Source organism: Pseudoalteromonas sp. SWYJZ98 (assembly GCF_015864495.1).
In the GTDB taxonomy this organism is placed as follows: domain Bacteria; phylum Pseudomonadota; class Gammaproteobacteria; order Enterobacterales; family Alteromonadaceae; genus Pseudoalteromonas; species Pseudoalteromonas distincta.
Map to the genome: position 1 here is coordinate 60,246 of NZ_JADYXA010000018.1, position 10,776 is coordinate 71,021.

9 protein-coding genes and 2 pseudogenes are annotated in these 10,776 nt (G+C 34.1%); 9 read left to right on the forward strand and 2 right to left on the reverse strand.

What is annotated here, in order from left to right:
• Position 1: 1 nt before the first annotated feature.
• The 9 genes from rfbA (at position 2) to I6F10_RS12000 (ending at position 9,037) form a co-directional block, all read left to right on the forward strand.
• The gene (gene rfbA / locus I6F10_RS11960; RefSeq protein ID WP_165744761.1) at positions 2 to 883 is read left to right on the forward strand and encodes a glucose-1-phosphate thymidylyltransferase RfbA; all 882 of its coding nucleotides are present in this window, start codon (positions 2 to 4) and stop codon (positions 881 to 883) included.
• Positions 876 to 1,574 carry a dTDP-4-amino-4,6-dideoxy-D-galactose acyltransferase gene (rffC, locus tag I6F10_RS11965; protein ID WP_165744759.1) on the forward strand — a complete coding sequence of 233 codons (699 nt, stop codon included), beginning with the start codon at positions 876 to 878 and terminating at the stop codon, positions 1,572 to 1,574. Before rfbA ends, rffC begins: the two co-directional genes overlap by 8 nt.
• 2 nt (positions 1,575 to 1,576) lie before the next feature.
• Positions 1,577 to 2,707 (forward strand): dTDP-4-amino-4,6-dideoxygalactose transaminase, encoded by a 1,131-nt coding sequence (rffA, locus tag I6F10_RS11970; RefSeq protein WP_165744757.1) that lies wholly within the window; start codon positions 1,577 to 1,579, stop codon positions 2,705 to 2,707.
• Positions 2,708 to 2,740: 33 nt separating this feature from the next.
• The gene (locus I6F10_RS11975) at positions 2,741 to 3,784 is read left to right on the forward strand and encodes a TDP-N-acetylfucosamine:lipid II N-acetylfucosaminyltransferase (RefSeq protein WP_165744755.1); all 1,044 of its coding nucleotides are present in this window, start codon (positions 2,741 to 2,743) and stop codon (positions 3,782 to 3,784) included.
• 48 nt (positions 3,785 to 3,832) lie between these two features.
• Entirely contained in the window at positions 3,833 to 5,260 is a 1,428-nt protein-coding gene (locus I6F10_RS11980) for a lipopolysaccharide biosynthesis protein (RefSeq protein ID WP_165744753.1), read from the forward strand.
• Positions 5,261 to 5,342: 82 nt separating this feature from the next.
• A complete protein-coding gene (locus tag I6F10_RS11985) occupies positions 5,343 to 5,903 on the forward strand; it encodes an acyltransferase (RefSeq protein WP_165744751.1) in 561 nt (186 codons plus the stop codon).
• On the forward strand, positions 5,881 to 7,146 hold the full coding sequence (locus tag I6F10_RS20470) for an O-antigen ligase family protein (protein WP_165744749.1): 1,266 nt from the start codon (positions 5,881 to 5,883) through the stop codon (positions 7,144 to 7,146). Before I6F10_RS11985 ends, I6F10_RS20470 begins: the two co-directional genes overlap by 23 nt.
• A complete protein-coding gene (locus I6F10_RS11995; protein WP_165744747.1) occupies positions 7,133 to 7,921 on the forward strand; it encodes a glycosyltransferase in 789 nt (262 codons plus the stop codon). The genes I6F10_RS20470 and I6F10_RS11995 overlap by 14 nt, the downstream gene beginning before the upstream one ends.
• 3 nt (positions 7,922 to 7,924) lie before the next feature.
• The gene (locus tag I6F10_RS12000) at positions 7,925 to 9,037 is read left to right on the forward strand and encodes a glycosyltransferase family 4 protein (RefSeq protein ID WP_165744745.1); all 1,113 of its coding nucleotides are present in this window, start codon (positions 7,925 to 7,927) and stop codon (positions 9,035 to 9,037) included.
• A 130-nt stretch (positions 9,038 to 9,167) separates the two neighbouring features.
• On the opposite strand, the pseudogene I6F10_RS12005 reads toward I6F10_RS12000, so the two are convergent.
• Both I6F10_RS12005 and I6F10_RS20475 read right to left on the reverse strand, forming a co-directional pair.
• A pseudogene (locus I6F10_RS12005) lies at positions 9,168 to 10,537 on the reverse strand (MBL fold metallo-hydrolase RNA specificity domain-containing protein).
• A 121-nt stretch (positions 10,538 to 10,658) separates the two neighbouring features.
• A pseudogene (locus I6F10_RS20475) lies at positions 10,659 to 10,776 on the reverse strand (IS110 family transposase); the annotation flags it as partial.

Sequence of the window (10,776 nt, forward strand, 5' to 3'; positions counted from 1 at the left end):
CATGAAAGGAATTATCCTTGCCGGAGGCTCCGGTACACGCCTTTATCCTATTACTATGGGTGTATCCAAGCAGTTACTCCCAATTTATGATAAGCCAATGATTTACTACCCGCTTTCTGTGTTGATGTTAGCGGGAATACGTGAAATCTTAATTATTACTACACCTGAAGATCAAGCGTCATTTAAACGATTGTTGGGTGATGGCTCACGCTTTGGTGTTGAGCTTAGTTACACAATACAACCAAGTCCTGATGGTTTGGCTCAAGCGTTTATTTTAGGTGAAGAGTTTATTGGCTCTGACGACGTTTGCTTATTGCTAGGCGATAATATTTTTTATGGGCAAGGGTTCTCACCTAAGTTGAAGCATGCGGTTGAGAATGCCAAAAATGGGCAAGGAGCGACTGTATTTGGTTATCAAGTAAAAGATCCGGAACGTTTTGGTGTCGTTGAATTTGATGATAACCATAAGGCGATTTCCATTGAAGAGAAGCCAGCTAAACCAAAGTCTGATTTAGCGGTAACCGGTTTATATTTTTACGATAATTCAGTTGTAGAAATAGCAAAACAAGTTAAGCCCTCGCATAGAGGTGAGCTAGAGATAACGTGCTTAAATGAAATTTATTTAAAGCAAAATAAGCTTAATGTTGAAATACTTGGTCGCGGCTTTGCTTGGCTTGATACAGGTACGCATGAAAGCTTACTTGAAGCGGCTCAATTTGTAGAAACAATAGAAAAGCGCCAAGGCTACAAAATAGCTTGTCTAGAAGAAATTGCATTCAATAATAAGTGGCTAACTAAATCTGAAGTGGAAGCGCTTGCAGCCCCAATGCTTAAAAATAGTTACGGTCAATACCTAATGAGTTTAGTAAAAAGTAATGCATAATCACTTAACTTTGAAGGAGTGGGATAGCCACTTTTTTAACAAGACAATATTTTCACTTGAGCTAACAAGTGATGATATAGAAAATAAAAATTGGCCTAGTAACTCACTAGTAACAACTAAAGTTAGTTCAAATAACTATCACTATTTAGATAAAATGAATAAGTACGGCTTTAGCTTTGTTGAGGGAGAAGTTGTATTTCAAAAAAGCTTGCTAGACAGCAATGACGTAGTTTCACTACCAAGTTTTAATTGTTATCTAGCGCTAGAAAGCGATATTGATGAACTTAAACGTACAGTAAGTGATTTATATGTGAAAAGTCGTTTTAGAGAGCCGTGGTTTTCTCCAAGTGAAAGAGATTGCTTTTATCAAACGTGGATCGAAAATGCAGTTTTATCTAAATTCGATGACTGTTGCTTAGTCTTAAAGAACGAAGGTAATATTTCTGGTTTTATTACCATTCGGATTAGAAATAAAGAAGCCGTTATAGGGCTTATTGGAGTAGCTAGTCGTTTTCAGGGGCAGGGAATAGGTAGTGAACTGCTAAAGCTAATAGAGGCCTACTGTTTAGCAAATAACGTTAGCAAGATAAAAGTTGCAACACAAACTAGCAATACCCCCGCAGCAAATTTATACAGTAAAAATGGTTTTAGCATTGCTGATATATCATATTGGTTTTATAAACAGGTTTAAAAATGATCCCTTTTAATATTCCTCCTAAAGTAGGCACAGAATTAGCGTATATCGAACAAGCGATTGCATCAGACAAGTTATGCGGCGATGGTTACTTCTCTAAAAAGTGCGAAAAATGGTTTGAAGACAGCTTCAACACAACAAAAGCATTACTAACTCCCTCATGTACAGCATCGTTAGAGCTAGCCGCTATTTTGATAGATATTCAGCCAGGCGATGAAGTTATAATGCCCTCCTATACATTTGTATCTACAGCGAATGCGTTTGTATTACGTGGTGCAAAAATTATATTTGTTGACGTTCGTCCGGATACAATGAATATTGATGAAACACTTATTGAAGCTGCGATTACGGCTAAAACAAAAGCAATAGTGCCAGTACATTACGCAGGTGTAGCTTGTGAAATGGATACAATACTCACTATCGCAGAAAAACATGACTTGTGGGTAGTAGAAGATGCAGCACAAGGCGTAATGTCTACCTATAAAGGTAAAGCACTAGGAACTATTGGTCATATAGGCTGCTATAGCTTTCATGAAACTAAAAACTACTCATCGGGTGGCGAAGGTGGGGCAATTTTAATTAATGACCCTAAGCTGGTTGAGCGAGCTGAGATTATACGTGAAAAAGGAACAAATCGTAGCCAGTTCTTGCATGGTATCGTCGATAAATACACGTGGCAGGACATAGGGTCGAGCTTTTTACCAAGCGAGTTACAAGCGGCTTATTTATATGCACAACTTGAAGCCGCAGACACGATAAATAATTTTCGTTTATCAATATGGGAACGTTATTACAGTGAACTTAGCCAAAAGTTAAAAGCAGAGCAGTTACCTCATATTCCCGATTCATTAACGCATAATGCGCATATGTTTTACATTAAACTAAATTCAAATGAAGAAAGAAATGAATTTATTAGTTATATGAAAGAGCAGGGTATTACAACACCTTTTCATTATATCCCACTGCACTCAAGTCCAGCGGGTAAGCAATTTGGTGGGTTTATTGGTAATGATCTTCATACATCGGCTGAAAGTGCAAAGTTAGTACGTTTGCCGCTTTATTTTGGGATGCTTACAGAGGATCAAAATAAAGTAATAATAGCTATATTTAATTTTTTCTTTAGTAATTAACTACTTTAATAATAAATGAAAACTAGGGAAAAAATGAAAATAGTACATATTTCTAGCTGTGATAAATTCCTACCCCCTTATATAGAATTTATTAGAAAGCATTTCGATTTTTCAGAACACCAGTTTTTTTTAACTAGTGGAATGGCTGACTCTTTAATTACAACATCTAATAACGTTTCTTTAGCTAAACGTGGTCTGTTATCTCGGCTCAAGCATTATAAAAATGTACTTATTGGAATGCATAAAGCAGAAAAAATAATACTACATGGGTTATTTGATATTCGTATAATTCAAATGCTTTTTTTTACCCCATGGTTATTAAAAAAATGCCATTGGGTTATGTGGGGTAGTGACTTATATGTTTATCAATTTTCAGATAGAGATAATGCATTTAAGCGTAGAGAGTTTTTTAGAAAGTTTGTAATAAAAAATGTTGGTTTTTTAATAACTTATATACCAGGAGATGCTGCGTTAGCACGTGAGTGGTATAAAGCAAAAGGCCAAATTTTAGAGTGTATTATGTACACTAGTAATCTTTATAAAGATCACAAGTTAGACGTAGATACTTCACAGAGCATCAATATTCAATTAGGGAACTCAGCTGATCCAAGTAATGAACATATTGATGCGCTTGAGAAGCTATTAAAATTTAAAAATGAAAATATTAATATCTACGTTCCCTTATCTTACGGGCCGGCAGGGTTATCCACATATACCGAAAATGTCATAAAGCAAGGCAAAGAGTGGTTTGGTGAAAAGTTTAAACCAATGTTAAGTTTTATGCCTTTCGATGAATACCTACATTTTTTATCGACTGTCGATATTGCTATTTTTAACCATAAACGTCAACAAGCTATGGGGAATACAATAGCGCTATTAGGCTTAGAGAAAACGGTATATATCAGAAGTGAAACCACACAATGGGAATTTTTTCATTTAAAAGGAATTAAAATTGGAGATATAAACCAATTGAATTCATTAGATAAAATTGATGTAAAAACAAATTCTGAAATTATAAAAAAATACTTCTCAGAAGAGCAATATTTACAACAACTCAAAAATATTTTTACTCAGTGAATACCTTACTTAATTTATTGTTTAATCGCTACTGACTAATGAGAAGTTATGGAACTTAAAAAAATACTTGTTTTTGCATTGGGCCCCATAGGAGGAGCCATTTTAGGTTTTGTAACTTTACCATTGATCACGTGGTTTTTTACTACTGAAGATGTTGGCCGAATTGCAATGTTAAATGTAGCTATAGGCTTTTCTACATTGTTTTTCAGTCTGGGCTTGGACCAAGCATACGTAAGAGAATACCATGAAGCCAATAGTAAACCTGCGTTGTTTAAAGCTACATTTCTGCCCGGTTTTGCACTACTAACCGTTATATTATTGATTATTTTAAGTTTAGATGGAGCACTTTCAAAATGGCTGCTTGATATCGATAGCCTACTATTAAGCGTCTTAATCGCTAGTGTTTTGATATCCACATTTATAGCTAGATTTCTATCACTAATCTTGCGTATGAATGAAAGAGGTTTAGCATACTCAATGAGTCAAGTGTTGCCTAAAATATTACTTATTGTAATTATAGTAAGTTATGTTTTTTTTAACACTTCTAAAAACATCACTAATCTTATAATTGCTAATGTAGCATCAACTATTTTCATTTGCTTAATTTTTGTTTGGAATACTCGAAAAGAGTGGCTGGCAGCTGTAAAAGAAAATATTGATTATATTTACTTGCAAAGATTACTTAAGTTTGGAGTTCCATTAATTTTTGGAAGCCTAGCATTTTGGGGGCTAACTGCAACTGATAGGGTCCTTTTAAAAGAGTTATCAACTTTTAATGAGCTAGGTATCTACTCCGTGGCTGTAAGTTTTGCAGCCGCAGCAACTATATTTCAAAGTGTATTTTCAACAGTGTGGATCCCTACAGTCTACAAATGGGCCTCTACAGGAGAAGACCTTAATAAAATAGATAACGTAAATCGTTATGTATTGTTAGTTGTAATCGTTTTATTTTGTCTTGCTGGTTTATTTTCGTGGTTGGTTACTCTTATTTTGCCTTCTCAATATAAAGAAGTTCAATGGATTTTAATCGCATGCTTAGGTTTCCCTTTACTCTATACATTATCAGAAACTACAGTGATTGGTGTAAACATTTCACGTCGCTCTGGTTTTTCAATGGTGGCCTCAATTTTGGCCTTCATAAGTAATCTGATTGGAAATTACTATCTTATCCCGTACTGGGGAGCTGCTGGAGCTGCAGTAAGTACATGTTTCTCATTTTGGTTGTTTTTTTTATTAAGAACAGAGTTCTCTATTTATTTATGGAGGCCAATGCCAAGAGTTTTACTATATGGCTATACTACTTTATTAGTTAGCGGGGCTATAGGAAATACATTATATGGTGATGTTTTAGGTGATTACTTTATTTTATATTGGCTATTATTGTTATTAAGTACTTTGGCTTTTTTTAAAGACGAATTGAATGAAAGTAAATTGTTTCTAATAGATAATCTTAAAATGAAATCTATTAAAAGTTAAATGTTAATTATTGCGATAGTTGTAATCTCATACACGTCAAACGCAGCAATGCGCTATAGCTAAAAATATTAAGAAGGTAAAAATGATAAAAAGTTTGATATGGAAATTAGTATTAATTATAAACTCTCAGCTTATAAGGTTCTTTGGAGGCTATGATTTTTCTGAAAAATTTAGAGAAATTGCTTATAAAGGAATGCTTTTTAAGTTAAAAAAGCAAAACGTAGAAATTGGAAAAAATTCAGTTGTTTATAATACGAAATTTTCTTACAGCAGCAAGGGAGATCGTTTTTACATTGGAAGCAACACAACTATAACAGGAGCTACGTTACTCGGGCATGATGCTTCTCCATGTGTGTATTTAGACGAGTTAATAATGAAGCCAAATGTGTGGTCTTCAGGTTCTCGAAGGTCTTTTAGAGATCCAATCAACATAGGAAGCAATGTTTTTATTGGCCACGGCTGTATTGTTTTGCCAGGCATAACAATCGGAGATAATACGATAGTGGCTGCAGGAAGTGTTGTTACAAAAAACTTGGAAGGTAATTTTGTATATGCCGGAAATCCAGCTAAAAAAATTAAAGATATAGATAGTTATAAAAGTAAATATAAGAGCTTGTTAAGTGACTTCCCAGAAAAGTTTTGATTTAAAAACGTTAGTAATATACATTTTTGCTTTGTGTGGCCCTTTATCTACAACGTTTTTAGATAAGCCTAACCTAGCGTTATTAACGTCACTTTTTTTTGGTTTATTTCTTATTAGTTTTATAAGCAATAAACTTAAATTTGATAATGAAATAGTCAAAGCTTTTCTTTTTTCTTATTTTTTCATTCTGCTTTTCTCAATAATCGGTGGATACACTGTCTCTAGCCTATATTCAAGCCCTGAACAAATGAGTAAAACACTCTCCAGGATTGTAACTATGTGTCTTGGGCTTGTTGTTATTGTATCTATTGGAGATTGGATATATAAGAGAAAAGATGAGGAGCTAAAGTTTTTCATTAAATTATCTTTTTTAGCTACGGTTTTATTTGCCCTCTTAGGGGGATATCAAATTTTAGCTAATAAGTTTGGCTTACCTTTCATAGAAACTAGATCTGATGTTTATGGCACTGATTACTCAATGAGAGAATCACTTGGGTTTCGATTGACATCAATAGCTAGAGAGCCAAATTTTTATTCCCCAATATTATTTGAATCATTATGTCTTGCATTTGCTGTTTTAAGTAGAAAAAAGTTTATTATATTTTTAATCGTAACTTTGTTTTTAATGTTTAAAACATTATCCACAGGTGTTTATGCGCATGCTATTTTGTTTTTTACTTTAGCTTTTATATTTTCTAGGGTGAAACGCCTTTATAAAATATTGCTTTTTTCTCTTTTGGGTGTTGCATTTTCTTTGTTTATATATATAAACCTTGATTCTTTTTGGTTGCAGTACTTTATATCTAAATTAGGCGCAGAAGCTTCCGGCTCATCTTTGAGAAGTAATGTATACATTACGGTTTTAAAAACATTTTTAGAGTCACCGTATATAAATATTTTCTTTGGCCATGGCTTAAATTCTTTAACTAGCTTTAATGATTTTTCCTTACATACAGAAAATTTAGAATTTGCTATTTCGAATAACTTATACATAGATTTTCTCTGGGATGCGGGAGTTTTTGGTTTACTATTTTATATTTTAGGAATGTTGTACGTTTTTATAAAATTAAACATTATCAAACATAGTAGCAAAATAGGTTTCTGTGCATTTATGATGTTTTTAAGCTTGTTAATATCTTCCTTATACCGCTCAGAGTATACTACAACCCACTTCTTTTGGGTTTTATCAAATATTTTAGTTTTATACTGTTTATCAAAAAAAAGGTCTCATGATGACACTTGATATGTTGTTTTCCACATTTGGAGAGCGAGTGGAAGTACTCGCTAAAAATTTACCTCAAGAAAATGAAAAAGTAACATTAATTATTTGTCATCAAACTACTCAAAAACTCTCCGATTCAGTAAAAAATATATTCAAGGCTAGAAATGATGTTAAATACTTTGCTCTAAATTCAGTTGGAGTAACAAAGAGCCGTAATTTCGCAATGGAAAAATCAAGCGCTGATATAATTATGTTTTGTGATGATGACGTACAATATTCAGCAGATGTGTATGAAAATGTAAGTGCTGCGTATATTAGCAATCCTAGCTATGGTTTTATAACTTTTGCGTATACTAAAACAGGCTTAGGTTTACACAAATTTTCAAATTCCTCGTTTTCACATAATTCAAGAACAATTTTAAATGTTGGCACTATAGAAGTTACATGTAAAAGGGAGAACTTGAAAAACGTTAAAAAATGGTTCCCAGAAGATATGGGAGCTGGTGCTAAATATTATTTGTGTGATGAACCTGTTTTCTTGTCAAGGTTGCTTAAATCTGGGTTAAAAGGGAGGTATGTTCCTATTACTATTGGCGAACACCCACCAGAGTCCAGTGGTGTAGGGTTTAAAGATATTAATGCGTTAGTTTCAAGAATGTATTGCTTTACTCGGATATTTGGCTCTTTCGTAGGTCGTTTATTATATTTAGTTTTTATTTTAAAAAACTATCCTCGCTTTAAAAATATTTCTTTATTTTGTAAAAGTCTAACCGTATTTTTTAAAAAAGTTGATTAAGTTATGAGTAAAAAAATATTATTAGCTAATGCATCATTTTACCCAAGCGTAGGTGGTGTTGAAAACTCCTTAAGAAGTTTATCAGAAGAGTTTAACAAACAGGGCATGAGTGTAACGATAATTGCTAGTAACGAGAGAAAGTTACCTGAATATGAAAGGTTATTTGGAGCTGATGTTTATAGATATAAATATGTCCCTCTTTTTGGATATTTTATAACAATAGCTTTATTGATGAAGAAATTAAAAGTATCAAATTTTGATCTTGTTGTATCTCGACATATAGCAACAACATTTGTTTTGCTATTGCTCAAAGTGAAAAAAGTCAAATATATTGTTCCAGGAGTCTATAAGCATCAAAATATAGGCCTGAGAAATACTTTTTCGGGAAAAATTAAGTACTTCATAAATTGTAAGCTTGAAAAGTATGTACTCCAAAATACAGATGAAGTTTGTGTATTTAGCAATACCATGGAATCTCAAGTTGGAGAGCTACGGGATAAGGAAATAGTAAGGCTTTACCCTGGCGTAAATGCACAAAGGTTCTTCCCTGTTGATGCGAGTGAAAAAAATCGATTGAGGACCCAAGAAGAATTGCCTTCTAATAAAAAAGTAATTTTTTCAATAGGACGATTTGTTGATGTCAAAAATTTAAAGCTTGCCATAGATTCACTCAAGCAACTTGATGATAGTGTTATTTTAGTATTAGTTGGCGACGGGCCTCTTAATAATCAATTAAGGAACTATGCCAGGGAGATCGGGATTGCTGAGCGTGTTTTTTTCAGAGGTGCGACTAAGGTTCCAGAGAAGTACTTTAAGCTTGCTGATGTGTTTTTATTAACGTCTACATATGAACCTTTTGGGCAAGTTCTTTTAGAAGCTTCAGCTAGTAAATTACCTGTTGTTGCCATTAATAGTGATATTTATGGAATACAGACGGCTACAAAAGAAATATATAACAACTTTGAAAGCTTAGTTCATTTAAGTGAAACAAAGGAGGCTCTAGCCTATTCTACAAAAATTAATGAAGCTCTTAACGCAAAAATAGATGACAAGCAGCACATTTCATTCTTAGAGCAATACTCTTGGGCTAACATGTCGAAAAAGCTATTAAGCTAAAAATAATTTTATAATTTTATAATTTATATATGCAAGCATGCGTCTAGGATATTAATTACTTTACTGGCGTATAGCTTGCTGATTTTAAAATTTTATTCCACATAATTTAAATATGTATGGCTACCACAAGCTACTTTCCAATTTCTATAATTACCTCTCTACTTAAAACTTGTTTGTACCTTACTGCTAACGCACTTTTTGCATCATCATCGCCATGCACAATTTTTATATAGCTTGGCTTTTTATGCATACCTGTTACAAACTTAATTAACCCATTTTGATCGGCATGGGCGCTATAGCCACTAATCGTATGTACTTTGGCGCTTATAGTAATGCGAGCATCGTTTATAAAAACATAGCCATTACGTGGGCCATATTTTTGAATTTCGCGGCCTAACGTTTTATTACCTTGGTAACCTACAAACAATACATCGGTGGTTTTATCATTTAAAAATCGCTCAAGATAATTAACTATTCGTCCACCAGTACACATACCACTTGCCGCTAATATTATGGCTGGTGTTTGTCGCGAACTTAAATAGTTAATAACAGCCAAATGCTCCTTGTGTGTATCAACCGTAGTTAGATTTTTAAAATCAAGCGGGTGCCTACCGTTTGAAACTTTGCGTTTAGCTTCACTGTCCCAAGTGTTTAAAGTTTTTGTATTGCTCAGTAAAATTGGCTGCCATGGGGGAGTCGAGTATTACGTGAATGTCTCGCCACTTAGACTTTTTAGATGAGCCATGTATGAGTTGCTCAAGCTCATATAGCAGCTCCTGTGTGCGGCCAATACTAAAAGCAGGAACTAAAAAAAACGCCGTTGTCGGCTACGGCGCGTTCAATAATGTTTTTTAGCGTTTTTGTACGCTCTTTACGGCCTTGGTGATTTTTATCGCCGTAGGTTGATTCAATAACTAGAGTGTCGGCTTTATAAGGCGCTTTAGGCGAAGGGAGTAGCGGGGTATAGGGCGCGCCTAAATCTCCTGAAAACACAACGCGATGTTTGTTGTTATCATTATTTGTAACGTCAATTTCAACGTAGGCAGAACCTAATATATGCCCAGCACGCTGAAATCTCGCCTTAGCTTTATTGAGCCCTTTGCAAGGTAGTTCAAACCACGTTTTATAATCAACAGCAACTATGCGTTTATTTAATAAGCTTAAGCAGGCAGCTATAATTTTAGGGTCGCGGGTTACACCTACTTTTAAAGCATCTTCAATTACCAAAGGTAATAAACTGGCCGATGCAATACTTGTAAAAATAGGGCCTTTAAAACCGGCTGCTAACAAGTAAGGAATTCGACCAACATGGTCAATATGGCAATGGGTAACAATAAGCGCAGTAACATGGGTAATATCAAATTCAATTGATAAATCTGCTTTAGAATCTTCGCCTTGAAATAACCCGCAATCAACAAGCACACTTGTTTGCTCGTTAACTACCAGCTCGTGACACGAACCAGTAACTCCATTAACCGCTCCGTGATGAAGTATTTGCATAGGATATCTAAATTTATTTTTTAAAGTAAAGTTAAAACTAGAGCTAAACAGTGATTTTAGCAAAGTTTGACTACGTTGTTATTGCAGATACCATCTCTCATTTTAAGCTTCAAGGTCGTATTTAACTTTCTTGGAGCTTAAACGCTTCTTGGTTTTTTATTACACCAAAACATATATGAATTAGCTTTCGCATATTTGCACACACAGCTTGCATCGGTGTTTTACCATTATTTATTAAC

Coding starts and splice junctions, on each gene's coding strand:
- rfbA (WP_165744761.1), top strand. CDS start 2: ATGAAAGGAATTATCCTTGCCGGAGGCTCCGGTACACGCCTTTATCCT.
- rffC (WP_165744759.1), top strand. CDS start 876: ATGCATAATCACTTAACTTTGAAGGAGTGGGATAGCCACTTTTTTAAC.
- rffA (WP_165744757.1), top strand. CDS start 1,577: ATGATCCCTTTTAATATTCCTCCTAAAGTAGGCACAGAATTAGCGTAT.
- I6F10_RS11975 (WP_165744755.1), top strand. CDS start 2,741: ATGAAAATAGTACATATTTCTAGCTGTGATAAATTCCTACCCCCTTAT.
- I6F10_RS11980 (WP_165744753.1), top strand. CDS start 3,833: ATGGAACTTAAAAAAATACTTGTTTTTGCATTGGGCCCCATAGGAGGA.
- I6F10_RS11985 (WP_165744751.1), top strand. CDS start 5,343: ATGATAAAAAGTTTGATATGGAAATTAGTATTAATTATAAACTCTCAG.
- I6F10_RS11995 (WP_165744747.1), top strand. CDS start 7,133: ATGATGACACTTGATATGTTGTTTTCCACATTTGGAGAGCGAGTGGAA.
- I6F10_RS12000 (WP_165744745.1), top strand. CDS start 7,925: ATGAGTAAAAAAATATTATTAGCTAATGCATCATTTTACCCAAGCGTA.